27 protein-coding genes are annotated in these 25,224 nt (G+C 71.1%); 17 read left to right on the forward strand and 10 right to left on the reverse strand.

Features of this window, described 5'->3' with window-relative positions; all coding sequences use genetic code 11:
- Positions 1-5: 5 nt before the first annotated feature.
- From ACFS27_RS14435 to ACFS27_RS14445, 3 genes are all read right to left on the reverse strand, one after another.
- Positions 6-857 carry a fructosamine kinase family protein gene (locus ACFS27_RS14435; RefSeq protein ID WP_377184155.1) on the reverse strand — a complete coding sequence of 284 codons (852 nt, stop codon included), beginning with the start codon at positions 855-857 and terminating at the stop codon, positions 6-8.
- Positions 854-1,069: a DUF5703 family protein gene (locus ACFS27_RS14440; protein WP_253877323.1), complete on the reverse strand. Its 216-nt coding sequence runs from the start codon at positions 1,067-1,069 to the stop codon at positions 854-856. Before ACFS27_RS14440 ends, ACFS27_RS14435 begins: the two co-directional genes overlap by 4 nt.
- A gap of 132 nt (positions 1,070-1,201) precedes the next feature.
- Positions 1,202-2,233, reverse strand: a complete 1,032-nt coding sequence (locus ACFS27_RS14445) for a DUF418 domain-containing protein (protein ID WP_377184157.1) — start codon at positions 2,231-2,233, stop codon at positions 1,202-1,204.
- A gap of 161 nt (positions 2,234-2,394) precedes the next feature.
- On the opposite strand from ACFS27_RS14445, the gene ACFS27_RS14450 reads away from it, so the two are divergent.
- Positions 2,395-2,706 carry a primosomal protein gene (locus ACFS27_RS14450; protein ID WP_377184159.1) on the forward strand — a complete coding sequence of 104 codons (312 nt, stop codon included), beginning with the start codon at positions 2,395-2,397 and terminating at the stop codon, positions 2,704-2,706.
- Between the two features lie 22 nt (positions 2,707-2,728).
- Here ACFS27_RS14450 and ACFS27_RS14455 read toward each other — a convergent pair whose 3' ends face one another.
- Positions 2,729-3,703, reverse strand: a complete 975-nt coding sequence (locus ACFS27_RS14455; protein WP_377184161.1) for an aldo/keto reductase — start codon at positions 3,701-3,703, stop codon at positions 2,729-2,731.
- A gap of 68 nt (positions 3,704-3,771) precedes the next feature.
- Between ACFS27_RS14455 and ACFS27_RS14460 the strand changes: the two genes are divergently transcribed.
- The 3 genes from ACFS27_RS14460 (at position 3,772) to ACFS27_RS14470 (ending at position 6,393) form a co-directional block, all read left to right on the forward strand.
- Positions 3,772-4,692 (forward strand): undecaprenyl-diphosphate phosphatase, encoded by a 921-nt coding sequence (locus ACFS27_RS14460; RefSeq protein WP_377184163.1) that lies wholly within the window; start codon positions 3,772-3,774, stop codon positions 4,690-4,692.
- 63 nt (positions 4,693-4,755) lie between these two features.
- Positions 4,756-6,066: a cysteine--1-D-myo-inosityl 2-amino-2-deoxy-alpha-D-glucopyranoside ligase gene (gene mshC / locus ACFS27_RS14465; protein ID WP_377184165.1), complete on the forward strand. Its 1,311-nt coding sequence runs from the start codon at positions 4,756-4,758 to the stop codon at positions 6,064-6,066.
- A 111-nt stretch (positions 6,067-6,177) separates the two neighbouring features.
- Positions 6,178-6,393 carry a hypothetical protein gene (locus tag ACFS27_RS14470; RefSeq protein ID WP_108494475.1) on the forward strand — a complete coding sequence of 72 codons (216 nt, stop codon included), beginning with the start codon at positions 6,178-6,180 and terminating at the stop codon, positions 6,391-6,393.
- A 95-nt stretch (positions 6,394-6,488) separates the two neighbouring features.
- Here the strand turns inward: ACFS27_RS14470 and ACFS27_RS14475 are convergent, their stop codons facing one another.
- Positions 6,489-7,367 (reverse strand): PAC2 family protein, encoded by an 879-nt coding sequence (locus ACFS27_RS14475; RefSeq protein WP_377184167.1) that lies wholly within the window; start codon positions 7,365-7,367, stop codon positions 6,489-6,491.
- Between the two features lie 105 nt (positions 7,368-7,472).
- Positions 7,473-7,760 carry a hypothetical protein gene (locus ACFS27_RS14480; RefSeq protein WP_377184169.1) on the reverse strand — a complete coding sequence of 96 codons (288 nt, stop codon included), beginning with the start codon at positions 7,758-7,760 and terminating at the stop codon, positions 7,473-7,475.
- A 139-nt stretch (positions 7,761-7,899) separates the two neighbouring features.
- Here ACFS27_RS14480 and ACFS27_RS14485 point away from each other — a divergent pair, with 139 nt between their 5' ends.
- Both ACFS27_RS14485 and ACFS27_RS14490 read left to right on the forward strand, forming a co-directional pair.
- Positions 7,900-8,661, forward strand: coding sequence for a helix-turn-helix domain-containing protein (locus tag ACFS27_RS14485; RefSeq protein ID WP_377184171.1), 762 nt, complete (start codon positions 7,900-7,902; stop codon positions 8,659-8,661).
- Positions 8,661-9,134, forward strand: coding sequence for an NUDIX hydrolase (locus ACFS27_RS14490; protein WP_377184173.1), 474 nt, complete (start codon positions 8,661-8,663; stop codon positions 9,132-9,134). Before ACFS27_RS14485 ends, ACFS27_RS14490 begins: the two co-directional genes overlap by 1 nt.
- On the opposite strand, the gene ACFS27_RS14495 is transcribed toward ACFS27_RS14490, so the two are convergent.
- Both ACFS27_RS14495 and ACFS27_RS14500 read right to left on the reverse strand, forming a co-directional pair.
- On the reverse strand, positions 9,127-9,693 hold the full coding sequence (locus tag ACFS27_RS14495) for an HD domain-containing protein (RefSeq protein ID WP_377184175.1): 567 nt from the start codon (positions 9,691-9,693) through the stop codon (positions 9,127-9,129). The genes ACFS27_RS14490 and ACFS27_RS14495 overlap by 8 nt on opposite strands.
- A 95-nt stretch (positions 9,694-9,788) precedes the next feature.
- Positions 9,789-10,190 carry a hypothetical protein gene (locus ACFS27_RS14500; protein ID WP_377184177.1) on the reverse strand — a complete coding sequence of 134 codons (402 nt, stop codon included), beginning with the start codon at positions 10,188-10,190 and terminating at the stop codon, positions 9,789-9,791.
- 190 nt (positions 10,191-10,380) lie between these two features.
- Here ACFS27_RS14500 and ACFS27_RS14505 point away from each other — a divergent pair, with 190 nt between their 5' ends.
- Both ACFS27_RS14505 and ACFS27_RS14510 read left to right on the forward strand, forming a co-directional pair.
- Positions 10,381-12,681, forward strand: a complete 2,301-nt coding sequence (locus tag ACFS27_RS14505; protein WP_377184179.1) for a protein kinase domain-containing protein — start codon at positions 10,381-10,383, stop codon at positions 12,679-12,681.
- Between the two features lie 133 nt (positions 12,682-12,814).
- Positions 12,815-13,357, forward strand: a complete 543-nt coding sequence (locus ACFS27_RS14510) for a hypothetical protein (RefSeq protein WP_377184181.1) — start codon at positions 12,815-12,817, stop codon at positions 13,355-13,357.
- 78 nt (positions 13,358-13,435) lie between these two features.
- Here ACFS27_RS14510 and ACFS27_RS14515 read toward each other — a convergent pair whose 3' ends face one another.
- Positions 13,436-13,996 (reverse strand): HD domain-containing protein, encoded by a 561-nt coding sequence (locus ACFS27_RS14515; RefSeq protein WP_377184183.1) that lies wholly within the window; start codon positions 13,994-13,996, stop codon positions 13,436-13,438.
- Positions 13,997-14,108: 112 nt separating this feature from the next.
- On the opposite strand from ACFS27_RS14515, the gene ACFS27_RS14520 reads away from it, so the two are divergent.
- Positions 14,109-14,798 carry an HAD family hydrolase gene (locus ACFS27_RS14520; RefSeq protein WP_377184185.1) on the forward strand — a complete coding sequence of 230 codons (690 nt, stop codon included), beginning with the start codon at positions 14,109-14,111 and terminating at the stop codon, positions 14,796-14,798.
- A gap of 63 nt (positions 14,799-14,861) precedes the next feature.
- Here ACFS27_RS14520 and ACFS27_RS14525 read toward each other — a convergent pair whose 3' ends face one another.
- Entirely contained in the window at positions 14,862-15,779 is a 918-nt protein-coding gene (locus ACFS27_RS14525; protein ID WP_377184187.1) for a RecB family exonuclease, read from the reverse strand.
- Between the two features lie 93 nt (positions 15,780-15,872).
- Here ACFS27_RS14525 and ACFS27_RS14530 point away from each other — a divergent pair, with 93 nt between their 5' ends.
- From ACFS27_RS14530 to pafA, 8 genes are all read left to right on the forward strand, one after another.
- A complete protein-coding gene (locus tag ACFS27_RS14530; protein ID WP_377184189.1) occupies positions 15,873-17,042 on the forward strand; it encodes a site-2 protease family protein in 1,170 nt (389 codons plus the stop codon).
- Between the two features lie 82 nt (positions 17,043-17,124).
- Positions 17,125-18,138, forward strand: coding sequence for a tRNA (adenine-N1)-methyltransferase (locus tag ACFS27_RS14535; RefSeq protein ID WP_377184191.1), 1,014 nt, complete (start codon positions 17,125-17,127; stop codon positions 18,136-18,138).
- 141 nt (positions 18,139-18,279) lie between these two features.
- Positions 18,280-19,941, forward strand: a complete 1,662-nt coding sequence (gene arc, locus ACFS27_RS14540) for a proteasome ATPase (RefSeq protein WP_377184193.1) — start codon at positions 18,280-18,282, stop codon at positions 19,939-19,941.
- Positions 19,942-20,047: 106 nt separating this feature from the next.
- Positions 20,048-21,709: a depupylase/deamidase Dop gene (gene dop / locus ACFS27_RS14545; protein WP_377191035.1), complete on the forward strand. Its 1,662-nt coding sequence runs from the start codon at positions 20,048-20,050 to the stop codon at positions 21,707-21,709.
- A gap of 96 nt (positions 21,710-21,805) precedes the next feature.
- The gene (locus tag ACFS27_RS14550; RefSeq protein WP_253877287.1) at positions 21,806-22,003 is read left to right on the forward strand and encodes a ubiquitin-like protein Pup; all 198 of its coding nucleotides are present in this window, start codon (positions 21,806-21,808) and stop codon (positions 22,001-22,003) included.
- Between the two features lie 2 nt (positions 22,004-22,005).
- On the forward strand, positions 22,006-22,839 hold the full coding sequence (gene prcB / locus ACFS27_RS14555; RefSeq protein WP_377191037.1) for a proteasome subunit beta: 834 nt from the start codon (positions 22,006-22,008) through the stop codon (positions 22,837-22,839).
- Positions 22,836-23,777 carry a proteasome subunit alpha gene (prcA, locus tag ACFS27_RS14560; RefSeq protein ID WP_377184195.1) on the forward strand — a complete coding sequence of 314 codons (942 nt, stop codon included), beginning with the start codon at positions 22,836-22,838 and terminating at the stop codon, positions 23,775-23,777. The genes prcB and prcA overlap by 4 nt, the downstream gene beginning before the upstream one ends.
- Before the next feature lie 32 nt (positions 23,778-23,809).
- The gene (gene pafA / locus ACFS27_RS14565) at positions 23,810-25,171 is read left to right on the forward strand and encodes a Pup--protein ligase (RefSeq protein WP_377184197.1); all 1,362 of its coding nucleotides are present in this window, start codon (positions 23,810-23,812) and stop codon (positions 25,169-25,171) included.
- Positions 25,172-25,224 lie beyond the last annotated feature (53 nt).

Consider the following 25,224-nt stretch of genomic DNA (forward strand, 5'->3'; position numbering starts at 1 on the left):
CCCTGCTACGCCGCCAGCTCGGTCAGCAGCGACCGCGTCTCGTGGACGTAGGCGCCGCCGAAGAGGACCGCGTGCACCACGAGCGGGTAGAGCTGGTGCAGCCGCACGCGGTGCTGCCAGCCGCGGGCGAGCGGGTGCACCTCGCGGTACCCCGCGAGGATCTCGGCGAGGTAGGGCGCACCGAACAGGGCGAGCATCGCGAGGTCGGCCTCGCGATGCCCGCCGTGCGCGGCGGGATCGATGAGCACGGCCTCGACGGTGCCCGACGGCGCGCCGTCAGCGGAGCCCTGCGCGGACCGGCCGCCGTCGACCCACATCACGTTCCCGGACCAGAGGTCGCCGTGAAGGCGTGCCGGTTCGTCGTCGGCAGCGGGTCCTGCCAGGCGGGGCAGGAGCGCGCAGACGGCGTCGACCAGCCGGGCGTCGTCGTCGTCGAGGACACCGCGGGCACGGCCCTGACCGAGCAGCGGGAGCAGCCTCGCCTCGGCGTAGAATTCCGGCCAGGAGGGCCAGGCCCCGCCCGCCATCGGCAGCGGGTCGCGCATCGGCCCGAACCAGCCTCCGGGGGCGCCGGACCAGTCCCAGGCAGGTCCCGGTCCGGCGCCGAAGGCGGGTGCGCCGGCGTCGTGCAGCACGGCCAGCGCGCCGCCGAGAGCCCGCGCGGCCGGTGCGGTGGGTGCGACGGGGGAGAGGAGCTCCAGGTCGAGGTGGCCGGGCCCGACGTCGCACACCCCGACGACTCGCGGCCCGCCGGCGCCCCGGAGCCATTCCAGGCCGGCGGCCTCCCGTGCGAAGAAGCCGTCCGGCACACCCGCGCCCGCCTTGCGGAACACCCCGGGTGGCGCGGCGGGCGTCACAGGGTCGACGAGACCTTGATGATCTTGCGGCGGAGCCAGACCTTTCGTCTGCCGCCGATGTAGAGAAGGGTCCTTGCCAGCTCCCAGCGGCCGTACTCGGCCTCTTCGGTGAGCAGTCTGCGAGCGTCCGGCACGGTGGTGTCCGGGTCGAACGTCACGACGCGGTACTCGTACTGGCTGTGCTTGCGGAACACGGAGCCGTCTCTCGCCATCTGATGCACCGTCCTCGGGTCACGGGTGAGGTCAGTTTATGCCGGTTTCATTGCTGAGCGGCGACAGCAACACACTTCGATCCGCCCATTGTGACCCACCGAGCGACCCGTGCACAGTGACCGGGCTCGCACTCACGGGGTCGGCACGGGCCGCCGCTCGCCGCGGCGGAAGGCCACCGGACGAAGCCAGGTCACGGTGCGCCACAGCCACTCGACCGGACCGTAGGCGAAGTACGCGAGCCAGAGACGGCTCACCAGCGACTGCGCCACGATCAGGGCGAGGGACAGCACGACGACGGGCGCCACGCTCGTGAGGCCACCGACGTCGACGACCTGAGGGACCAGCGCCATCACGATCGCGGCCCCGACGTAGTTGCTGAGCGCCATCCGGCCCAGCGGCTCGAAGGCGGCCGCGATCACCGTGCGGGCCCTGGTGCGCCACAGCAGCGCCAGCCCAGTGACGTACAGCACGGCCATGACCAGGCCGGCGATGCCACCCGGGGTCGAGAACCGCGGGTCGCCCTGCGTGGTATGCTGCCACAGCAGAGCCGGTCCCGTCAGTGCGGCCGCGACGACGACGGCGACGGTCCGTCCGGAGGTCTCGAGGGCCCTGGGCAGCCCGAAGGCTGCGGCGCCCGCGCCGAGCAGGACGAGGCCGGGGACGGACGTCAGGCCTCCGCCGAAGAGCGCGTACGCGGCGACGGTGAGGACCGCGCCCGCGCAGAGGGTCACCCACCGCGGGGCGAACAGGACGACGGGCAGCATCAGCAGGCCGACGATGCCGTACTCCAGAAGGACGTTGCCCGGGTAGGCGAACATCAGGAGCCCGCCGATGATCGTGAGGCCGGCCAGGCGGCGCACCATCACGAGCCCTGGGCGCGGGGCGCGGGCGCGCGCGCCGTCGAGCACCATCCAGAGGCTCATCCCGAACAGGAGGACGAAGATGGGCACGAACCGGGTCTGGACCGTGAGGTAGAGCGCCTCGCGTACCGGGTCGGTGAGCACGGCGCCGCCCTCGATCGGCCGCGCCGTCCCGACCTGGGTGATATCGATCCCGTTGACCAGGAGGATCCCGAGCACGGCGAAGCCGCGGAGCGAGTCGAGGAAGCGCCAGCGCTGTCGGGTCCCGGTCGCCGGACCGGCGGTGAGGGCAAGAGTGCTCATGCCCACCATCCAAACCGGCCGCCCTCTTCCCGTCGTCCGCCTGCGGGACCACGTTCCAGGTCGGGCATGGGGGGAAACCCTGTGTGCGGCCGCCGCGAGGTCCGCCGTAACGATCAGGATTTGCGATCCCGCTGGCCAGGACCTGACGCTACAGTCAAGGCATGACCGTTGAACCGCGTGCCGCGCTCGATCGCCTCATTGCCGCACTCGAGGCCCATCATCACGCGGTCGCCACTCGCCGGAGTGACGACGACCCCGCCGTCGACGACGCGTACGACGTGCTCGCCGACGCCTACGAGGTGTACGAGGAGTCCTTGGCCACGGTGTTCGGCGAGGTGACGCCGTTCTACCTCGCCGACGAGGTCGACGACGACGACGAGGAGGATGACGACGAGGACGACCTCGACGACATCGACTTCGACGACGACCTGGAGGAAGCGGAGGAGGAGCCGCAGCCCGCGCAGCAACGCTGATCAAGCACGGGAGCTGGCACGGTCACCAGCGCTCGGGGTAGCCGATCTCGGGGGCGGAGACGTCGTCGAGCGCGGCATGCACCTCGTAGGGCAGCTCCAGGGTCGTTGCCTCCAGCGACGAACGGAGCTGGGCGGGCGTCCGCGCGCCGACGATCGCCGACGCGATGCCCTCACGCTCCAGCAGCCAGGCGATCGCGACCTCCCCGGCGGTGCGGCCGAGGCCCTCGGCCGCCGTGGCCACCGCCTCGACGACGGCGCGCGCCGGACCCTCCAGGTACGGCTGCACGAACCCGGCGAGCGCCCCCGCGGCCCGCGAGTCCGCCGGGATGGCTCGCCGGTACTTGCCGGTGAGCACACCGCGCCCGAGCGCCGACCAGGCGAGCAGCCCTGCCCCGAGCGCGTCGGCGGCGGGCAGCACGTCCCGTTCCACGCCGCGCTGCAGCAGCGAGTACTCGAGCTCGACCGCGGCCAGCCCGACGTCGGGCTCGAGCAGTGTCGCCACCCGGGCGGTGGCCCAGCCCGGGTGGTTGCTCAGACCCACGTACCGGGCCCGCCCGCTGGTGACCGCGATGCGCAGCGCGTTGCAGGTCTCCTCGAGGGAGGTGTGCGGGTCGGGGCAGGCCACGAGGAACAGGTCCACGTGATCGGTGCCCATGCGCAGCAGCGACTCGTCGAGGCTGTCGAGCAGCGCGCCGCGGGAGGCGTCCACCACGCGGCCGGAGCCGCCGTCGGGCCGGGACTCCGAGCGAATGCCCGCCTTGGTGGCGAGGACCACCTCGTGGCGTGCCACCTTGCCGGACAGCAGAGCGCCGATGACGCGTTCGGCGTCGCCGTCGGCGTAGCTGGCGGCGGTGTCGATCAGGGTGCCGCCGGCGTCGAGGAAGTCCCGCACCTGCTCGGCCGCGTCGATCTCGTCGGTGTCGCGACCCCATGTCATGGTCCCGAGCCCAAGTTCGGAGACCCGTAGGCCAGAGCTGCCCACGCGGCGTCGTTCCATGTGAGGCAGGCTACCCGCGGCTCCTGCGGGTGCGTCAGGAGGCGCGCCGTGGGGTAGTGTCACCGCCCGTGACTGCGTGGGAAGCGATCCTTCTGGGCCTGGTTCAGGGCCTTACCGAGTTCCTGCCGATCTCGTCGTCGGCGCACCTGCGGATCGTCGGCGAGCTGATCGGATCGGGCGACCCCGGTGCGGCGTTCACCGCCATCACCCAGATCGGTACCGAGATCGCGGTGATCATCTACTACCGCAAGAAGATCGGCGCGATCCTCGTCGCCTGGTTCAAGGCCCTCTCGGGTGCGAACGGCAACGGGTGGCGCGCGCGCGTCGGCCTGGGGCCGCGGCCCGGGTCGGTCGAGGTGCGGCACAGCCGCCCTGGTGCCGTCGCCAACCACGACGCCGCGATGGGCTGGTACATCATCTTCGGCTCGATCCCGATCGTGGTGCTCGGCCTCTTGTTCGAGGATCAGATCGAGTCCACGTTCCGTAACCTCTGGCTCACGGTCTTCACGCTCGCGTTCTTCGGGCTGCTGCTGCTCCTGGCCGACGTCTTCGGCCGCCAGGAGCGCGAGCTGACGTCGCTCACGGGGCCCAGCGCCATCGGCTTCGGTCTGGCCCAGGCGCTGGCACTGGTGCCCGGCGTATCCCGCTCCGGCGGCACGATCACCGCCGGCCTGACCATGGGCTTCACGCGAAAGGCCGCGGCGGACTACTCGTTCCTGCTCGCCCTGCCCGCGGTGCTCGGCTCGGGCTTCTACCAGCTGATCAAGACGCTGGGCGAGCCGATCCCCGCCGGAGCACCCGGCTGGGGCGCCACGATCATCGCGACGATCATCGCGTTCGGCGTCGGGTACGCGGTCATCATCGGGTTCCTCAAGATCATCGGCAACTACTCCTACAAGCCGTTCGTGTTCTACCGGTTCGCGCTCGCGGCCGTCGTCGTGTGGCTGCTGACGTCCGGCACGATCGACGCGACCGGCGGCGTCGCGTAAAACACACGCGCAGCGCCCTGACGTGGTCCGGGAGCGTCACGGGCGGCAGTTATCGTTGGTCGCGTGCACGCCTGGCCCACACCCCAAGTCCCGGAGCTCCCCGGCTTCCCCGCCTCCGACCCGGTCCGGGTCCACGACTCGTCCACCGGTGAGCTCGTCGAGGCGGCGCCGGGGCCACACGCCCGGCTGTACGCGTGCGGCGTCACGCCGTACGACGCCACGCACATCGGCCACGCGAACACCTATGTCGCGTTCGACCTGCTGGTGCGCGCCTGGCGCGACGCGGGCAAGGACGTGGTCTACACCTCGAACGTGACCGACGTCGACGACCCGCTGCTGGAGCGCGCCGAGGCGACCGGCGTGGACTGGCGCGAGCTCGCGGCCTCCCAGACCGCGCTCTTCCGCGAGGACATGACGGCGCTCGGCGTCGTCCCGCCGGACACGTGGACGGGGGCCGTCGAGTCGGTCCCCGAGGTGGCACGCGCCGTGGCCTCCCTGGTCGAGTCCGGTGCCGCCTACCGCGTGCCGCTCGAGCCGGGCGCCGGCGGCCCGGCGCCCGACCTGGGCGACGTCTACGCCGACCTCACCGCGGACCCGCTCTTCGGCACTGTCGCGCACCTCGACCGCGAGCAGGCGCTGGCCGACTTCGCCGAGCGCGGCGGCGACCCCGACCGCGCGGGCAAGAAGGACCCGCTCGACCCCCTGCTGTGGCGCCGGGAGCGCCCTGGCGAGCCCGCCTGGGACGGCGGGCCGCTCGGCACCGGACGCCCCGGCTGGCACATCGAGTGCGCCGTGATCGCACGGGACGGGCTCGGTCTCGCGCAGGGGGAGCGGTTCGACGTGCAGGGCGGAGGCGCGGACCTGCTGTTCCCGCACCACGAGATGTCGACCTCCCACCTCCGGGTGCTGTGTCCGGGGCCGGACGGCGCCGAGCCCGCAGGGGCACGCACGCACGTGCACGCGGGCCTCGTCGGCTACGAGGGCGAGAAGATGAGCAAGTCGCTGGGGAACCTGGTCCTGGTGTCGCGCCTGCGCGCGGCCGGGCACGACCCGATGGCGATCCGGCTGGCCCTGCTGGTCCACCACTACCGCAGCGAGTGGGAGTGGGACGAGACGTCGATGCCGGAGGGCGAGGCGCGGCTCGTGCGGTGGCGCTCCGCCGTGTCGGGCAACGGCGGACCGTCGGCCGACGCTACGCTCGCCGCCGTCCGGTCGGCGCTCGCGAACGACCTCGACGCACCGGCCGCCGTGGCCGCTGTCGACGCCTGGGCCGAGGTGTCGCTGGACCCTGCTCGGGACACCTCCGCGGACGAGGAGGGTGCCCCCGGGATCATGGCTCGGACGGTAAACGCCCTGCTCGGAGTGCGTCTTTGACCGTTCGGTCGCCTGGTTTGCACCAGGTAGGCCAGGACCACGTCATGCGCCGGTCAGGTTAGTTTTGACCCCTGCTTCCGTTTGCATTTAACCCGGGGCAGGATGGGGAGCATGACGGAGTACGAGGAAGACTTCACGGGCGAGACCCGGGTCACCGTCACGACGACGCCCCGGTGCAGCACGCGCTATCGCGTGGTGCGCAACGGGCCGGGATATGCCCCGGTCTACGACCGCGTAGAGGACGCCGCACGGTGCCTCGAGACGTGGGTGGGATTTCATGGTCCGGACGCCGGAGTGCGGATCGAGCCGATCTCGAACAGTGCGTGAACGCGCCACCGAGCTGACGACGACAGAGGCCTGAGCCCCCGCGGGGGCTCAGGCCTCTGTGCGTGCTGCTCGACCGGCCGGCGGGTGCGGGCGGGTCAGAGCTTCTCGGGGCCGCTGTCCTTGCCGCCGGTGTCCCGGCGGCGCAGGTAGCGCTCGAACTCCCGCGCTATCGCGTCGCCCGACGCCTCGGGGAGCTCCGCGGTGTCCTTCGCCTCCTCCAGCTGGGCCACGTACTCGGAGATCTCCGAGTCCTCCGACGCCAGCTCGTCCACGCCGTGCTGCCAGGCGGCGGCGTCGTCGGGGAGCTCGCCCATGGGGACCGACTCGCCGAGGATCTCCTCGACGCGCGTGAGGATCGCGAGCGTCGCCTTGGGCGACGGCGGGTTGGCGACGTAGTGCGGCACCGCCGCCCACAGGCTGACCGACTGCAGGTCGCGCTGCGCCGCCTCGTGCTGCAGCACCCCCACGATCCCGGTCGGGCCCTGGTAGGTGTTGGCCTCGATGTCGAGCACGGCCTGCAGGCCCACGCTGTCCGACGTCGCGGTCATCGGGATGGGCCGGGTGTGCGGCACGTCGGCCAGCAGGGCGCCGAGCGTGATCACCGTGCGCACTCCGAGGTCGTCGGCCACCTGCAGCAGCTCCTCGCAGTACTTGCGCCAGCGCATCGACGGCTCGACACCGTGCACCAGCACCACCTTGCGCTCGCCGACCTGTGCCACCGACACGGACGTCGTCGGCCAGGTGATGGACCGTTTACCGTCGTCGTCCAACGAGATGTACGGCCGGTTGACCTGGAAGTCGTGGAACTCCTCGGGATCAAGCTCGGTCACCTTCTCGGCGCCCCACACCTCGGCCAGGTGCGTGAGAGCCGACGTAGCGGCGCTCCCCGCGTCGTTCCAACCTTCGAAGGCAGCGAGGAGCACGGTCTGGCGAGGCGAGGCCTGATCCGGCTGCTCGTGATGCGCGTCGGTCATCCCCCCAGCCTAGGGTGTGGGGCGCTCGGCGTGACCAGGGGCGCGGCCGCGTTCGCGGACGGGCGAATTGCTGGTCGGGCGTCCGCGGCGGACCGGACGCCGAGGTCAGAGCACCGGCACGCCGGCTCGCAGCGCGCCGCGCACCTGCACCTCAACGCCGCGCCACGTACCGGTCCACAACGTGTAGCCGGGGTTCACCATGCGCTGGTCGATGGCGTGGTCCAGGCCGAGCGCACGGGCGATGCTCTCGCCGTCGTCCAGGTGCCAGGGCTGCAGGCACACACGTTCAGGGGTGACGGTGAGAACCTCGATCCAGTCCGCGCGGACGTGGCGCAGGAGATCGATGACATCGCCGAGACGTTCGGTGACCGACTGCGCTGCAATGGGATTCACGAGACTCTCCGGGGCACGGGTCGGGCATAGGGCGGACATGTGATGACTGGCTGAGTCCACTGTGCGCCGAGGGCATGGGACGTGCCATCGGCAGCGCTCGGGACGTTTCGGTGATAGATACGTCCCTGGGGGGTAACACGTGAGGAATCAACGACTGGTCGCAGCGATGAACCAGGCCGGCCTGAGCCAGGTCCGCCTGGCGGCTGCTGTCGGTGTGGACCCGAAGACGGTGGAGCGCTGGGTGGCCCAGGGCCGCACGCCGCACCCCCGGCACCGCGTCGCGGTCTCCGACGCCCTGGGCTGCGACGTCGCGGCGCTGTGGGGCGACGTCGACAGGGCCGAGGCGGCAGCCCAGGAGATCGTCGGGGTGTACCCGGCTCGGCGTGCCGTGCCGTCAGGGACCTGGCAGGCCTTCCTCGCGGGTGTGGAGCAGCGGTTCGAGCTGCACGCGTTCGCCGCGACGTTCCTGCCGGACCAGACCCTGGACCTGACCACGGAGATCGTCACCATGGCGGCGCGCGGCGTGCAGGTGCGGCTGCTGCTGGGGGATCCGGAGGGCGACGCGGTCGCGGTACGTACGCAGGAGGAGGGCGGCACGGGGCTCGCGGGGCGGATCGCACTCGTGCTCGCCTACCTGGCGCCAGCCCTCGGCACCCCGGGCGTCGAGGTGCGGCTGCACGACCGGGCGCTGTACGCCACGACCTTCCGGTTCGACGACGACCTGCTGGTCAACACCCACATCTGGGGCTCACCCGCAGGGGCCAACCCGCTGCTGCACCTGAAGGACGGTCCGGAGGCGTCGATGGCGCCCGCCTACCAGGCGGGGTTCGAGCGGGTCTGGAACGGCGCAAAACCATTGGAGGCCTGGCCCCGGACGGAGGACTCGGGCAAGGTGGCGTGATGGTGCGGTTCGACTATTTCGACGATCCGGCCGCCCCGCCCGTGAACTCGGTGGTTCCGTCCGTCACGGTGGCCGTGCAGGACCCCGTCGGACGGCTGCTGCTGATCCATCGCACCGACAACGACCTCTGGGCGCTCCCGGGCGGGGGCATCGACCCGGGCGAGACCGTCCGGGAGGCGGGCGTCCGGGAGACCGAGGAGGAGACCGGCTACCACGTGCGGATCACCGGCCTGATCGGGATCTACACCGACCCCCGGCACGTGATCGTGTACTCGGACGGCGAGGTCAGGGCCCAGTTCTCCATCTGCATGCGGGGCACGGTCACCGGTGGTGCGCTGCGGACGTCCGGCGAGTCGAGCGAGGTCGTGTGGCAGCCCGTCGACCGGCTGGGCGAGCTGGAGATCCACCCCTCGATGCGGCTGCGGATCGAGCACGCGGTGGACCCGACGCGGACGCAGCCCTTCCTCACCTGAGCGGCCGCTCCAGCCGTCGCTCGATCCCGGTCACGGTCCGTCGCAGCCACGGCTCCGCGTGCCGCATGCTGCGGGACACGAGGTGGCCGGGCGGGTAGCGGTCGTAGATGCGGTCGAACCGCTCGTCCACGGTGACGGCCTCGCCGCGCGCCGACGTGGTCATGTCGCAGTAGGTGAGCAGGTCCAGGAGCTCGTCCGACGGCGCGGGGAACTCGCGCCGCAGGATGGTGTCGAGGCCCCGCTCCGCCGCCTCGACCGTGGCCGCCGTGTGGTGCGCGACGAGGCCGGTCAGCGCCGCCGGGGCACCGAGCGTACGAAGGTAGCGGGCACCGTCGAGCTGGTGCAGGCCGGTGTCACGGGCCGCCGCTGCGTAGCCGATGTCGTGCAGATAGGCGGCGGAGACGAGCAGCTCCGGCCGGCCCAGCGCCCGCGCGACATGCTCGGCGCGCCGTCCGACGCCGATCGAGTGGGCGAGACGGTCGGCGCCGGGCTCGAAGACCTCGGCCAGGAGTGCCTGTGCGCCCGCGGGGTCCAGCTTCCGCGGGGTGGTTCCGTGCATCGGTTCACCGTAGATCGCCGGACCGCGCACGGCGCGACGGGCGGTGAGAGACGTGGTCCGAGAGGGTGTCCTGATCTGCATCCGTGGCCTCCGTGTCAGAGCTCCGGGCGGCCGTTGACTATCCAGTCGTGGACCATCGTCAGGGCGCGGTGATGGCCGGCCAGCGCGTCGTCGCGCGTGGCGTGCAGCTCCGCGTACTGCTCGGTGCAGTCCAGCCGGTCGTCCTCCGCGAGCACGCCGTCCGGGTCGAGCCGCTCGACGAAGACCAAGGTCTCGTAGATCAGCGGGGTATGACCGTGGTCGTCGTCGACAGGGGCCGCCGTATCGATCCCGGTCCAGACGGTGGACACGTGGTAGAACCCGACGTGGTCCCGAGCGACGTGGGCGCTGCCCGCACCGAGCCGCAGGACCGACCACTGGTCCTGGGTGATCGGCTTTCCGTCGAGGTCGTAGTACATCCGCTGGGAGAGTCGCTCGAAGAAATCGGGTCCGAACACGGTCTGTTCCTCCTCGTCGAGTGCTGCCGAGAGTCGTTGGCCGGAGCCGCCGACCGAGGGTCAGCATCACCCAGGTCGCTGCGGAGCGCGCGGCGGGAGTGTGAGTTGCACCGTCGACCGGAGAAGGCGTTTGTGCAGCGTGCGGGGCCAGGCCTCCGATATCGTCACGGACCGTGATCAGGTGGACGCCATGAGAGCGACGCTCGAGCGCCTCACCGCCGTCGTGGCTGAGCTGACCGGTCGGACTGCCGGCAAGGTCCGTCCTGCCGGGCTGAACACCTGGCGGACCCACGACTGGCACGCGGTCCTGCTCGACATCCCCTTGGACGAGCGTGCCTACGCGGACCGGTTCCAGGTGGCCCGCCGCCAAGAGATCGACGACCTGTGGCGCTGGTGGTCCGAACGTTCCGGCGCCGGCGGGCTGGAACCGCGTGCCGTGGGCTTCGTCGGGTTCTACCTGCTCACCCTGGTCGCCATGCACTGCTCGGACCGGGTGCGGTTCCACGGCGACGCGCCTCGGCACGTCGCCCTGGCGGGGACGACGGCGGAGGGCGTGAGCGTGACCCTCGTGGCCGATCCCGACGTCCGCCGCTCGATCGTCGCCCTGCACGATCCGGACGCTCCGCCGGGCGCGCGCCGAGGCTCGTCGAGAGGTTCGGCGGCCCGCGCCCCCGCGTCCCCTGAGACGACGGCGGAGTGGGCGGCGATCGACGTCACGAGCCTCAAGTTCTACCGGCACGGCACGACGTCGATCATCCTCACGGGCCGGGTCGCCGCACCGTCACAGGGCCGGACCGCCGTCTTCGCGCTGAAGTGCCTGATCCATCCGTACCTCACGATTCCCGCCATCACTGCCGCGACGCGGGACTACCTGGCCGAGCACGGTCGGCTCGATGCCGTGGAGAGCTCGCCGGCGGTACGCGTGTGGGCGAGCCACGACAGCTGGATCCTGATGGACCTGATCCGCGGCCGTACCCTCGGCGAGCACCTGGCCCACCGGGCGGCGGGTCGTCCGCCGGCTCCTGCCCGGGACATCCTCCGCCCGATCGACACGGACGCGCTCCGGGAGCTCGGCGGTGCCCTTCTGCCCGCGCTGGCCGCCCTGGAGCGGGAGGGGCGCCGGCATGACGACCTCACGCCGTCGAACATCATCGTGGAGACCGACCGGGAGCCGGGCACGGTGCGCCTGCGGTTCGTCGACCTCGGCGTCAACCACCTGCACACCCGGTCCATCGCAGGACCGGAGGGCGACGGGGCGTACGCCGCGCCGGAGGTGCGGCGTGACGGCGTCGGGCATCCCCGCGCCGACCTCTACTCGCTGGGCGCCCTGCTGATCACCGTCGCGGGGATCCCGCACAACGCCGACGGGACCGTGCCCGACCAGTTCTACGTGAACTCGGTCGGGCTCGCCAGGCTCCTGGAGGACCTGACCGACGCCGACCCCCGGCGTCGGCTCCTGGTCACGCCGCTCGATCCGGACGGCGGAACGTTCGAGCAGATCGGCCGCGTGTTCCGGGACGAGATGGCGATTCTCGAGCAGGACGGCAGGGAACGCCCGCGATCCCGCCTCGAGCGCCTGAAGGACCTGTCGCCCGGTGCAGGGACGGTGGCCCGCCAGCGGCGGATGCTGCAGGAGCGCAGCGCCCAGGTGCGCGACAGCACGGGCGTCGCTCAGCTGGGCCAGGCGCGCAGGCTGCGCCGCTGGGCCTGGCTCTGTGCGGTGCTCCTCTGGTGCGCCACCGCGCTGATCGTGACCTGGTGGTCGCGCGACCTGGGGGTGTCCTGGCAGGCGAAGTGGTTCGAGATGGCGGACGAGGTGGCCGGACGGTCGGGGACGGGCCTCGCCTTCTTCGACGACGTCCGCGCGGACGACTACCCGATTCCCGACCCGTGGGGAAACCTGCCGGTGCGGCTCGTCACCCTGACGTTCGCACTGGTGAGCGCTCGGCTGTACCTGAACGTCTTCGCCGAGCTGAGCACCGTCTGGGCGATGCCCCGTGGCCGGTCGGCGCGGGTGCGGGCGGTGGCGGCGGAGGCCGGCCTGCGGTCGCTCGCGATCCTGCCGGCGGTCTACGTCGTGCTGCCGACGCTGGTCCAGCGTGACTGGTGGCCGCTGGGAACCCTCGTCGGTCATGTCACCTTCGCCGTGGTGGTCCAGGCCTGCCTCTGGTTCGCATGGGACACGAACGAGCGCGCCCGTGCGGCGGGGCTCTCGTCCGTGCCGCTGGGTGAGATCGCGACGCTCGGACGGCTGGCGGCCTGGCAGCCCACGGTGGCTGTCTACCTGGTCCCCATCGTCGGCATCGGCACGCTGCTGTCGCTCGACCTGGTGCACGACGAGCTGGTCTACGCGTGCTTCGTCAGCCTGATCAACCTGGGCATCTTCTACCCGAAGAGCGCCGGCACGGATGCGCCGTACATCCGGGCCGGGATGAACCGGGCAGCCCTGGCCGCGGAGCGGCTGGAGCACCTGGAACGGAAGACGCGCTGACCCGGTGCCTGGCCCCGGCAGCGGCCGACAGGCTGCGATGTGCGCCCGGAAAATGGGTATATGCCTGATTGCTCCGCCACGAATCACATCGTCAGGCGCGCGGAGCACCCCAAGTTCGGGTGAGTATGAGCGAATGCTCAACCTGCGAAATCACCGGGCCCTGCTGTCTGCGGTCGGAGCGTTCGTCGTCGCCGGCGCCGGCGGCGGCATCGCCTGGTCCCAGGCCGAGCGCACCAGCGAGCCCGCTGACGTGCTGCTCGATGCCGTGGAGCACAGCGAGTCGACGATGCGCGACTACATCGACGAGATCAGTGGCCGGTTCGACGAGATCGAGGCCACCTCCGACACCGGGCAGCAGGAGGATCTCGCTACCGCGCTCATGACGGACGTGCCCGACCTCGCCGAAGAGGCGCGCGACGGAGTCCTGACCGCCAAGGAGGACGTCCGGGCGGTGACGCTCACCGAGGGCAGCGAGCTCGACCAGGCGCGTGACGCGTACGTGGCGCACATCGACGCCTGGATCACCGAGTACGAGCAGGCGATGGTCGCCCCGGCCGGCGTCGTCGAGATCGAGCCGTCGGTGAACCGGACGTTCGACAAGGCGGTCGCCGCCTTCGAGCGGACCGAGCTGGACGCCGACCAGGAGGAGCGCGTGGCGCAGCTCCTCACGGACTGAGCCTCACGGACTGAGCCTCACGGACTGAGCCTCACGGACTGAGCCTCGCGGACCCGGGCGGGCCGGCCGACCCGCCCCTCAGCCGCGCCAGCTCATGGGGGACAGGCTGAGGGCGGCGTCCGCCACCCGCTTAGCGACGTCCGTGCGCAGCGCCGCATAGGACGAGTCGATCCACTCCTGCACCCCGGCCTGGCCGCCGTACCGGTACTCGACGGCCTGCACGAGGCACTCCAGCTTGTCCGCGTCCCGCGCGCAGCGTGCCTCGGGCGTCTCCTGCGCTTCGAACTCGGTGACGGCGTCGAGGACCGTCGCGGCCGCGGCGTCCGGCAGGGGAGCGACCTGGTCGCGGGTGACCGCGACGTTGTCCGGCTTCGTCACGTACGGGCGAGCGGTGTGCGGCAGGTCCGTGATGCGGGTCTCCTGGGAGTCGTGCCAGAGCGCGAGGTAGGCGGCGCGCGCCGGGTCCGCGCCCTCCTCGGCGGCCAGCAGGGCGGCGAGCTGCGCGACGCGCAGGCTGTGCTCCGCCACGGACTCCGGGTCCCGGATCCCGACCTGCCACCAGCCGGATCTGCGCAGGCGCTTGAGCACGCCCATCTCGAAGGTGAAGGCTGCGATGCCGGAAGCGGCCGAGTGCGTCATGGCGCCATCGTCCGGCATGTCCCGGCGCGGCACCCGGCAGCGCCGCCCGAAGCGGTCCGGACGACGGCGGGCTCGTTACCGCCTGTACAACGTCGGCACCTACGATGTGCCGGTGCCCCACGACTCATCCGCCACCCTGCCCGCTGCCGTCCTGTTCGACATGGACGGCACCCTCGTCGACACCGAGCCCTACTGGATGCTCGCCGAGCGGGAGATCGTGGCGGCGCACGGGGCGACGTGGACCCACGAGGACGCCTTGGGGGCCGTCGGGCAGGCCCTCGTCACCACCGGCGCCATGCTCCGCGACGCCGGTGTCCCGCTCGAGCCCGCCGAGATCGTCACCTGGCTCGTGGCCAGGGTGAACGAGCAGCTGCGCGAGGCGGTGCCGTGGCGCCCCGGTGTGCTCGAGCTGCTCGACGACCTCCGCGCTGCGCGGGTCCCGTGCGCGATCGTCACCATGTCCTACCGCAGCCAGGCGCAGGTCGTGGCCGACGGCGCCCCCGCAGGCACCTTCGCGCACCTCGTCACCGGCGACGAGGTGGCGCACGGCAAGCCGCACCCTGAGCCGTACCTGGTGGCCGCCGACCTGCTCGGTGTGCGGGCAGAGGACTGCGTGGCCGTGGAGGACTCCGGCCCCGGGATCACGTCCGCGCTCGCTTCGGGCGCGCGCACGCTCGGTGTGCCCGCCGAGGTGCCGGTGCCGCAGCGTCCCGGCCTGAGCCGAGCGGCGTCGCTCAAGCAGATCGATCTGGACGTGCTCGGGCGGATCGTGTCGGGCGAGGTCGTCGACCTGCTGGGCTGACGCGACCTGCCCGGCTGGTGCGACCTGCCCGGAGGCCTCGGCCGGTCCTCCCGGGCGGCGGGCTCAGACCGCGATGCCCAGACGCAGTGCGACCGCCCCCTGAGGGATCTCCGGAGGTGTGCCGCCGAACTCCGGGCACAGCGACTGGTGCGCGCACCAGCCGCACAGCTTGGACCTGCGCGGCTTCCACTCCCCGGTCCGGGCCGCCTCCTCGATGCCCGACCAGATGGCGCGGATCTTCTGCTCCGTGTGCTCCAGGTGCTCGGTCGTCGGCTCACCCCGCAGCACCTGCCCGTCGCCCAGGTACACGAGCTGCAGCATCTTGGGCAGCACCCCGCGCTCGCGCCACAGGACGAGCCCGTAGAACCGCATCTGGAACACGGCCGACGACTCGTACCCAGGGCGCGGCGACTTGCCGGTCTTGTAGTCGACCACCCGCACGTCGCCGGTCGGCGCGATGTCCAGCCGGTCCACGATGCCGCGCAGCAGCGGGCCGCCGTCGAGCTGCGACTCCACCAGCAGCTCCCGCTCGGCCGGCTCCAGCCGGTTCGGGTCCTCCAGCGTGAAGTACGTGCCGAGCAGCGAACCCGCACCAGCGAGCCAGCCGTCGCGGTCCTGCCCGTCCGGGCCGACCCCGTCCGTGAACAGCGACGTGTACCGGTCGTCCGCCTCCAGCAGGCGGTCCCACTCGCCCGGGAGCAGGTCGTGCGCCGCGGCCAGCGTCCGCTCGCCCAGCGGGGCGTCGTACAGCCGCTCCAGCACCGCGTGCACAAGGGTGCCGCGCGCCGCGGCGGCCGACGGCGGTTCCGGCAGCCGGTCCACCGTGCGGAACCGGAACAGCAGGGGGCACTGCATGAAGTCGTTCGCACGGGACGGCGACAGGGCCGGCGGCCGCGAGGGCGCGCTCACCGCCGGTGCGGCCTCGGCCACCTCCGCCGGAATGCCCGGCACCGGCCCCTGGGAAACCTCCGTCGTCGTCATGGCCCCAACCCTATGGGCGGCCACCGACATGCCTCGGGAGTTGTCCACAGCGCGCCGTCCCGCCCGCGCCGACCGGCCGGATAGGTTTGTCCAGTGACCACCTCGGAGCCCGCGTCCACACCCGCACCGCCAGCACCCCAGCGCTCCAAGGGGTTCGTGATCGGCCGCGTGGCGGGCGCGCCAGTCATCGTCACGCGGTCCTGGTTCCTCGCGGCCCTCATCCTGACCATCCTGTTCGTGCCGAACGTGCAGGCGGTAGCGCCGGAGCTCGGCGCAGGCGCCTACCTCGTCGCGGTTGCCTTCCCGCTGCTCCTGTTCGGCTCGGTGCTCCTGCACGAGGCGGCCCACGCGCTGGTCGCCAGGGCGCGCGGCCAGAACGTGACGGAGCTTGCCGTCACGCTCTGGGGCGGCCACACCGCCTACACCGGCGGCCTCGGCCGACCGCTCGACGGATTCCTCGTCGCGGTCGTCGGGCCGCTGACGAACCTGGCGCTCGCGGCCGGGTTCTGGTGGGCCTACCAGGCATCGCCGGTACTGAACGTGCCGACGCTCCTGCTGTGGACCGGCGCGCTGTCCAACGCGTTGGTCGGCGCGTTCAACCTGCTCCCCGGACTCCCGCTCGACGGAGGCCAGATCCTCGAGTCCCTCGTCTGGGCCGTCACGGGCAAGCGCAACACCGGCACCGTCGTGGCTGGCTGGGTCGGCCGGGTCGTCGCCGTCGGCGTCCTGCTCTGGGCGCTGGTCGTGCCGTTCGTCCTGGGTCGCACGCCGGCCCTGACGGAGGTCCTGTGGTCGGCGTTGATCGGCGCGATCCTCTGGGCGGGCGCGGGGGCGGCGATCACCAACGGCCGGCGGCGCGAGGCGATTGCCGGGCTGTCTGCCGCGGCGCTCGCGGGTCCCGCCGTCCTCGTCCCGCTCGGCTCGACGGTCGCGGACGCGCTGAACGCTCGGACGGCGGCCGGCGGCGGGTCGTCGTCGCCTTACGTGGTCGTCGTGGGACACGACGGCGCTCCCGTCGCGGTGCTCGACGGTGACGCCGTCGCCGCGGTACCGGCGTCGGCATGGGACCTGACCCGGGTCGACGCCGTGGCCGTGCCGTTCGTCGCGGGGTCGGGGGTCCATCCCGAGATGTCGGGCACGGAGCTCCTGACCCACCTGGCCCAGCGGTCGGGAGGGGCACGGCTGGTCCCGATGGTCGACGCCGGCAGGGTCACCGGCGTGCTCGACCTCGCCGACGTCGCGCGGGCGGTTCGCGCGGCGTGACCTGCGGTGCCTCGCCCGGAGCGTCGGGCGGCGGCCCGCCGCCGGACGCGGGCAGGTGGCCCAGCGCCTAGGATGGTCGGTCGTGACCACACCCACCGATACCCCGTCCGCCACCGGTGCCGAGCTGCGCCGCGGCCCGTTCCGCGTGGGCGACAAGGTCCAGCTGACCGACCCCAAGGGGCGCCTGCACACCATCACGCTGCAGCCCGGCGGGACCTTCCACACGCACAGGGGCTACTTCAAGCACGAGCAGATCATCGGGCAGCCCGAGGGCTCCGTGGTGGTCAACACCGCGGACATCGAGTACCTCGCCCTGCGCCCGCTGCTGGCCGACTACGTCCTGTCGATGCCTCGTGGCGCCGCCGTCGTGTACCCGAAGGACGCCGCGCAGATCGTCGCGATGGCCGACATCTACCCTGGCGCACGCGTGGTCGAGGCGGGCGTCGGCTCCGGCGCGCTGACCATGTCCCTCCTGCGTGCCGTCGGCGACGCGGGCCACGTGCACTCGATCGAGCGGCGCGAGGACTTCGCGGCCATCGCGCAGGGCAACGTCGAGACGTTCTTCGGCGCACCGCACCCGGCGTGGCAGCTCTCGGTCGGCGACCTCTCCGACGTGCTGCCCCAGGTAGCGGAGCCGGGCGAGGTCGACCGGGTCGTCCTCGACATGCTCGCGCCCTGGGAGAACGTCGACGCCGTCGCCTCTGCCCTCGCGCCAGGCGGGGTCCTCGTCTGCTACGTGGCCACCACCACCCAACTTTCGCGCACAGCGGAAGATCTGCGTGCGGACGGCCGGTTCACCGAGCCGTCGGCCTTCGAGACGATGATCCGCGGGTGGCACCTCGAGGGTCTGGCCGTGCGCCCCGAGCACCGGATGATCGGGCACACGGGCTTCCTCATCATCGCCCGCCGGATGGCCGACGGCGTGGTCGCGCCCGAGCGGAAACGGCGTCCTGCCAAGGGTGCGTACCCCGTGACGCCCGAGGCGGAGTGGACTCCGGAGGAGCTGGGGGAGCGTGCCATATCGGACAGGAAGGTCCGTAAGGTGCGACGTGACCTGGGCGTTGCTCCCGAGGATCCGAACACCCCGCCTGCGTGAACGGGCTGTAACGATCGCGTACCCCGGACGTCTCAAACGGGTGTTCTTACTCCCGGTGTGTCAGTGACTGTGCTTAGAGTGCTGTTCTCGGAGGCGTTTGCGTCATATGGTCGCCTCCCGGGCCCTACGAGAGGGGATGTCATGACCGAGAGCACGTCAGGATACAACCATCCCGAGCATGAGTCTTTGCCAAACCGCGACTACGAGCGCCAGATTGCCCTCCTCTCAGCCAAGAACGAGCGTCTGGCGGAGGCACTCCGTGCGGCGCGTGATCAGATCGTCGAGCTGAAGAAACAGCTCGACGAGCTTGCCAAGCCGCCGGGTACGTACGCCGTGTTCCTGGGGGCTCACGCCGACGGCTCGGTCGACATCTCGTCCGCCGGCCGCAAGATGCATGTGTCCGCGAGCCCCAACCTGGACGTCACCCGGCTCAGCCCGGGCCAGGAGGTCAAGCTCAACGAGGCCATGACCGTGGTCGGTGCGGGCGAGTACGAGCGCACGGGCGAGCTGGTGACCGTCAAGGAGATGCTCGGCGGTGACCGGGTGCTCGTCGTCGGCCGCGCCGACGAGGAGCGTGTGGTGCGCCTCGCCGGCTCGGTGATGGACGTGCCCCTCCGTGTGGGTGACTCCCTCACGATCGACACGCGCAGCGGCTTCGTCTTCGAGGTCGTACCGAAGTCCGAGGTCGAGGAGCTGGTCCTCGAAGAGGTCCCGGACATCGAGTACGAGGACATCGGCGGCCTCGGCCCGCAGATCGAGGCGATCCGGGACGCCGTCGAGCTGCCGTTCGCGCATCCCGACCTGTTCCGTGAGCACGGCCTGCGCCCGCCCAAGGGTGTGCTCCTCTACGGCCCGCCCGGCTGTGGCAAGACGCTCATCGCCAAGGCCGTTGCCCACTCCCTCGCCGGGATGGTCGCGCGTGCCAACGGGGGCAACCCCGAGGTGAAGAGCTTCTTCCTCAACGTCAAGGGCCCGGAGCTGCTCAACAAGTACGTCGGCGAGACCGAGCGGCACATCCGGCTGATCTTCTCCCGTGCTCGCGAGAAGGCCAGCCAGGGCATGCCCGTCGTCGTCTTCTTCGACGAGATGGAGTCGCTGTTCCGCACCCGCGGCACGGGGCTCTCCTCGGACGTGGAGACCACCATCGTGCCCCAGCTCCTCGCGGAGATCGACGGCGTGGAGCGGCTCGACAACGTCATCGTCATCGGTGCTTCCAACCGTGAGGACATGATCGACCCGGCCATCCTGCGCCCGGGACGTCTCGACGTGAAGATCAAGATCGAGCGGCCCGACGCGGAGGGCGCCAAGGAGATCTTCGGCAAGTACCTCACCAAGGAGCTGCCGATCCACGCCGAGGACCTGGCGGAGTACGAAGGCAACATCGCCTCGGCCCTCGACGGGATGATCACCTCGGTCGTCGCGCGGATGTACTCGGAGGACGAGGAGAACCAGTTCCTCGAGGTCACCTACGCGTCCGGGGACAAGGAGGTCCTGTTCTTCAAGGACTTCAACTCCGGTGCCATGATCCAGAACGTCGTGGACCGCGCCAAGAAGAACGCGATCAAGGACTTCTTGTCCACCGGGCAGAAGGGCATCCGCGTCGAGCACCTGCTCACCGCGTGCGTCGACGAGTTCAAGGAGAACGAGGACCTCCCGAACACGACGAACCCCGACGACTGGGCCCGCATCAGCGGCAAGAAGGGCGAGCGCATCGTCTTCATCCGGACCATCGTCCAGAAGAAGGGCGAGGGTTCGACGCCCCGCACCATCGACACCGTCCAGAACACCGGTCAGTACCTCTGACAACGAGCGGGGCAGGGTCCGCGTCCGCCGTCAGGCGGGTGCGGACCCTGCCCGACCAACGGGACTACTCCGGCATAGGGTGGTGGACGTGAGCGTGCGTCGTGTGATGGGCATCGAGACCGAGTACGGGGTGCTGCAGCCAGGTCGTCCCCTGGCCAACCCCATGCTGCTCTCCAGCCAGGTGGTGACAACCTACCGAGCGATCTCCACGCGTACCGAGGGTACGGGTGGCAAGGCTCGCTGGGACTATGACGACGAGGACCCGCTGCAGGACGCGCGCGGGTTCCACCTCGACCGCGCCTCGGCGCAGCCGTCGATGCTGACCGACGACCCGGCGCTGCCCGCGCCGTCGGGCCCCGTCACCGGGCAGGTGCCCGTGGTGGAGCCGGGTCTGCCGGGCCGGGGCCGACGCCGGACCGGGTCGACGCAAGAGGTCGAGCGGCCGCCCGCAGAGGAGTACGACGACCCCAGCGCCGCCAACGTGATCCTCACGAACGGCGCGCGGCTGTACGTGGACCACGCCCATCCCGAGTACTCCTCGCCCGAGGTGATGACTCCTGAGGACATCGTGCGGTGGGACGTCGCCGGGGAGCGGGTCATGCTCGCCGCGCTGCGGGAGCTGGCCAGCTTCCCCGGCAGCGAGGTGGTGCTCTACAAGAACAACGTGGACGGCAAGGGCGCCAGCTACGGCACGCACGAGAACTACCTCGTCGACCGGGCGCTGCCCTTCACCACGCTTGCCGAGCTCATCACGCCGTTCCTCGTCACCCGGCAGGTGTTCACGGGCTCCGGCCGGGTGGGCCTCGGCGCGACGAGCGGTACCGCCGGCTATCAGATCTCGCAGCGCGCCGACTACATCGAGGCCGAGATCGGCCTGGAGACGACGCTGCGCCGACCCATCGTGAACACCCGCGACGAGCCGCACGCCGACCGGCAGCGGTGGCGGCGTCTGCACCTCATCGTCGGCGACGCCAACCTCATGGAGGTGCCCACCTACCTCAAGACGGGCACCACCTCGCTGGTCCTGTGGGTGCTGGAGCACCTCGACGAGCTGGCAGCCGAGGGCGTGGACGCCCGCGCGGAGCTCGGTGCGCTGCGCCTGGCCAGCCCCGTCAGCGACGTGCAGAAGGTGTCGCGTGACCTCGAGCTGACCGCACCGCTCGACCTGGCCGACGGTCGGACGATGACGGCGCTGCAGGTCCAGGGCGAGATCGCCGACGTCGTACGGCGCTCCCTGAAGGTGCTCGGTACCGACGCGGAGTCGGACGCCGTGCTGGACCGCTGGGCGTCGGTCGTGGAGCGGCTCCGCACCGACCGGGCGAGCTGTGCACGCGAGGTGGAGTGGATCGCCAAGATGCGCCTGCTCGACCGGCTGCGCTTGCGGGACAACCTGGAGTGGGACCACCCGCGGCTGCACGCCATGGACCTGCAGTGGTCCGACGTGCGCCCCGAGCGCGGTATCTACCACCGGCTGCTCGCCAAGGGCGCGGTGGACCGCATCGTCGACGAGGAGAGCGTCGCGCGGGCGGTGCAGCACCCGCCGACGGACACACGCGCCTACTTCCGGGGCGAGGTGATGGCTCGCTACGGGGACCAGATCTCGGCGGCGAGCTGGGACTCGGTCATCTTCGACGTCGACGGTGCCCAGGCGCTGCAGCGCGTGCCGATGCTCGACCCGACCCGTGGCACACGACGCCACATCGGCGCACTGCTCGACGCGAGCCCTGATGCCGCGACCCTGCTCGCGGGACTCTCCGGAAGAAGGTGACCTTCTATGTCAGTGTCACCGCCTAGGGTCAATATCTAGGGTCAGGGCCTAGGCTTCGAGACCAGCACTACGTCAGAGAATCACCAGGAGGCGATCATGGCCGGTCAGGAACAAATCAACCCGTCACACGAGGACCGCACTCCCGACGACGACGCGGAGGCTCCGGCCCCCGCCGCTGCGGCGGCACAGAAGGACGACGACGAGGTCGACGCTCTCCTCGAGGAGATCGACGGGGTCCTGGAGACCAACGCCGAGTCGTTCGTTCGTGGATTCGTCCAGAAGGGTGGGCAGTGACCCTGAGCGCAGACCGCACCACAGGACGACTCCCGGACGCCTTCTTGCGTCCGGGATCGTCGTCCTTCGTGGACTTCCTGGCCGAGCACGCCCCCGACCGCCTGCCCGGGAACCGGGTCATGCCGGTCGGCGTGACCGACCCGGCGACCCTGTCCCCGCACGCCACCACGATCGTGGCGCTCACCTTCGACGGTGGCGTCCTGCTGGCGGGTGACCGCCGGGCGACCGCCGGTCCCATGATCGCCAGCCGCAGCATCGAGAAGGTGTTCCCGGCGGACGAGTACTCGGCCGTCGGCATCGCAGGCTCTGCCGGTATCGGGCTGGAGCTGGTGCGGCTCTTCCAGCTCGAGCTCGAGCACTACGAGAAGATCGAGGGCTCGCTGCTCTCGCTCACGGGCAAGGCGAACCGCCTGGCCACGATGCTGCGTGGCAACCTGCCCATGGCCATGCAGGGGCTCGCGGTGGTGCCACTGTTCGCGGGCTACGACCTGGCCAAGGGCACCGGCCGGATCTTCAGCTACGACGCCACCGGTGGGCGGTACGAGGAGCACGAGCACCACGGCGTGGGCTCGGGCTCGATCTTCGCTCGCGGCGCGCTGAAGAAGCTCTGGCGCCGTGGGATGGACGCCGAGGCAGCGGTCCACGTCGCGGTCGAGGCCCTGTACGACGCCGCGGACGACGACTCGGCGACGGGCGGCCCCGACACGGTGCGCGGGATCTTCCCGGTGGTCGCAACGGTGTCCGAGGACGGCTATCAGCGCATCGAGGACGCGGAGATCTCCCGTGTCGCGGAGCAGATCGTGGCGCAGCGCCGAGAGAGGGGGCACCTCGCATGAACATGCCGTTCTACGTCTCACCAGAGCAGCTGATGAAGGACCGGGCGGACTTCGCCCGGAAGGGCATCGCTCGGGGCCGGTCCGTTGTGGTGCTCGCCTACGACGGCGGCATCGCGTTCGCCACCGAGAACCCGTCGCGCGCGCTGCACAAGATCTCGGAGATCTACGACCGCATCGCCTTCGCGGCCGTCGGCAAGTACAACGAGTTCGAGAACCTGCGGGTGGCCGGCGTGCGGTACGCCGACATGCGCGGCTTCTCCTACGACCGGTCGGACGTGACGGCGCGTGGCCTGGCCAACGCGTACGCGCAGACGCTCGGCACCGTGTTCATCACCGAGTCCAAGCCGCTCGAGGTGGAGATCGTCGTCGCAGAGGTGGGTGCGGACTCGGCGGACGACCAGATCTACCGGCTCACCTATGACGGCACGGTGGCGGACGAGCACGGCTTCGTCGTCATGGGCGGTCAGGCCGAGCAGCTCGGCCGGCGCGTCAAGGAGGGCTGGCGCGAGGACATGTCGCTCGGGGAGGCGCTGCGGCTCGCCGTCGCCGCGCTCGGCTCCGGTGAGGGATCGACGTCGCGCACCATCGAGGCAGCCCAGCTCGAGGTGGCGGTGCTGGAACGGGACCGGCCGCGACGGTCGTTCCGACGCCTTGCCCGCCCGGTCCTGGCCGAGCTCCTGGCCGAGGGTGCGGAGCCGTCGACGACGGGCACTGAACCGGAGGAGCCCGACGCGCGGCCGACCCCCGAGGCCGAAGGCAGCACCCAGGCCAGGGCCGAGCCGTTGCCTGCACCCGAGACCCCGGCCGACTCGACCGGGGAGTCCTCCTCGGCCGAGGCGACCTCGACCGAGGAGCCCGCGACCGAACCAGCCCCGACCGAGGAAGAGCCCGGCGAGGGCCGGGACACTCCCGGCACCACGCCCGGCGCCGACCACTAGCAGCAGGTTCCGCGAACAGGGAGGGGAAGTCCATGGACCGCAGGATCTTTGGTCTCGAGACCGAGTACGGCGTGACGTGCGCGGCCGACGACGGGCGTGGTCTGTCTGCTGACGAGGTCGCCCGCTACCTGTTCCGGAAGGTGGTGGCGTGGGGCCGTTCCTCGAACGTGTTCCTGAGGAACGGCTCCCGCCTCTACCTCGACGTGGGTTCGCACCCGGAGTACGCGACGGCGGAGTGCGACGACGTGCGCCAGCTCGTGTCGTACGACCGGGGCGGGGAGCGCATCCTGGAGGGGCTCGTCGCGGACGCGCAGCAGCGCCTCGAGCACGAGGACCTCCCGGGCCGCATCCATCTGTTCAAGAACAACACGGACTCGGCGGGCAACTCCTACGGCTGCCACGAGAACTATCTGGTGCGGCGGTCTGGCGACTTCTCGCGGCTGTCCGACGTGCTCGTGCCGTTCCTCATCACGCGCCAGATCCTGGTCGGGGCCGGCAAGGTGCTCTCGACGCCGCGCGGTGCGGTGTACTGCCTCTCACAGCGCGCCGACCACATCTGGGAGGCCGTCTCCAGCGCGACCACGCGGTCGCGCCCCATCATCAACACGCGCGACGAACCGCACGCGGACGCCGAGCTGTACCGGCGGCTGCACGTCATCGTCGGCGACTCGTCGATGGCGGAGCCGACCACGATGCTCAAGGTGGGCAGCACCGACCTGGTGCTGCGCCTCGTCGAGGCCGGGGTGCCGATGCGTGACCTCACGCTGGAGAACCCGATCCGTGCCATCCGGGAGATCAGCCACGACCGCACCGGCAAGCACGCCGTGACGCTGGCCAACGGCCGGACCATGACGGCCATCGAGATCCAGTCGGAGTACTACGAGCGGGCGCGGGAGCTGGTCGAGGCCAATCTCGAGGTCACACCGGTCGTCAAGCAGGTGCTCGACCTGTGGGAGCGCGGGCTGCGCGCCCTGGAGGCGGAGGACCTGACGCTCGTGGACCGTGAGCTGGACTGGGCGATCAAGCTCAGGCTCATCCGGCGGTACCAGGAGAAGCACGGCATGGGCCTCGACGACCCACGCATCGCGCGGCTCGACCTGGCCTACCACGACATCTCCCGCACGGAGGGCCTGTACAACCTGCTCGCGGCACGTGGCATGGTCGAGCGGGTCACGACCGACCTGGAGGTCTTCGAGTCCACGGCACTGCCGCCGCAGACGACGCGGGCCAAGCTGCGCGGCGACTTCGTGCGCGCGGCACAGGAGGCACGCAGGGACTACACGGTGGACTGGGTGCACCTCAAGCTGAACGACCAGGCGCAGCGCACCGTGCTGTGCAAGGACCCGTTCAAGAGCGTGGACGACCGTGTGGAGCGCCTCATCGAGAGCATGTAAGGCCTGGTCGGTGCCCCGGGATGGACCAGTGGTCGATTCCGGGGCACACCCGC

The sequence above is a fragment of the Promicromonospora vindobonensis genome (genome assembly GCF_042685865.1).
In the GTDB taxonomy this organism is placed as follows: domain Bacteria; phylum Actinomycetota; class Actinomycetes; order Actinomycetales; family Cellulomonadaceae; genus Promicromonospora; species Promicromonospora vindobonensis.

Coding starts and splice junctions, on each gene's coding strand:
- ACFS27_RS14440 (WP_253877323.1), bottom strand. CDS start 1,069: ATGGCGAGAGACGGCTCCGTGTTCCGCAAGCACAGCCAGTACGAGTAC.
- ACFS27_RS14505 (WP_377184179.1), top strand. CDS start 10,381: ATGAGAGCGACGCTCGAGCGCCTCACCGCCGTCGTGGCTGAGCTGACC.
- pafA (WP_377184197.1), top strand. CDS start 23,810: ATGGACCGCAGGATCTTTGGTCTCGAGACCGAGTACGGCGTGACGTGC.
- ACFS27_RS14470 (WP_108494475.1), top strand. CDS start 6,178: ATGACGGAGTACGAGGAAGACTTCACGGGCGAGACCCGGGTCACCGTC.
- ACFS27_RS14550 (WP_253877287.1), top strand. CDS start 21,806: ATGGCCGGTCAGGAACAAATCAACCCGTCACACGAGGACCGCACTCCC.
- ACFS27_RS14445 (WP_377184157.1), bottom strand. CDS start 2,233: ATGAGCACTCTTGCCCTCACCGCCGGTCCGGCGACCGGGACCCGACAG.
- ACFS27_RS14455 (WP_377184161.1), bottom strand. CDS start 3,703: ATGGAACGACGCCGCGTGGGCAGCTCTGGCCTACGGGTCTCCGAACTT.
- ACFS27_RS14490 (WP_377184173.1), top strand. CDS start 8,661: ATGGTGCGGTTCGACTATTTCGACGATCCGGCCGCCCCGCCCGTGAAC.
- dop (WP_377191035.1), top strand. CDS start 20,048: ATGGGCATCGAGACCGAGTACGGGGTGCTGCAGCCAGGTCGTCCCCTG.
- ACFS27_RS14510 (WP_377184181.1), top strand. CDS start 12,815: ATGCTCAACCTGCGAAATCACCGGGCCCTGCTGTCTGCGGTCGGAGCG.
- prcA (WP_377184195.1), top strand. CDS start 22,836: ATGAACATGCCGTTCTACGTCTCACCAGAGCAGCTGATGAAGGACCGG.
- ACFS27_RS14525 (WP_377184187.1), bottom strand. CDS start 15,779: ATGACGACGACGGAGGTTTCCCAGGGGCCGGTGCCGGGCATTCCGGCG.
- arc (WP_377184193.1), top strand. CDS start 18,280: ATGACCGAGAGCACGTCAGGATACAACCATCCCGAGCATGAGTCTTTG.
- ACFS27_RS14450 (WP_377184159.1), top strand. CDS start 2,395: ATGACCGTTGAACCGCGTGCCGCGCTCGATCGCCTCATTGCCGCACTC.
- ACFS27_RS14515 (WP_377184183.1), bottom strand. CDS start 13,996: ATGACGCACTCGGCCGCTTCCGGCATCGCAGCCTTCACCTTCGAGATG.
- ACFS27_RS14495 (WP_377184175.1), bottom strand. CDS start 9,693: ATGCACGGAACCACCCCGCGGAAGCTGGACCCCGCGGGCGCACAGGCA.
- ACFS27_RS14475 (WP_377184167.1), bottom strand. CDS start 7,367: ATGACCGACGCGCATCACGAGCAGCCGGATCAGGCCTCGCCTCGCCAG.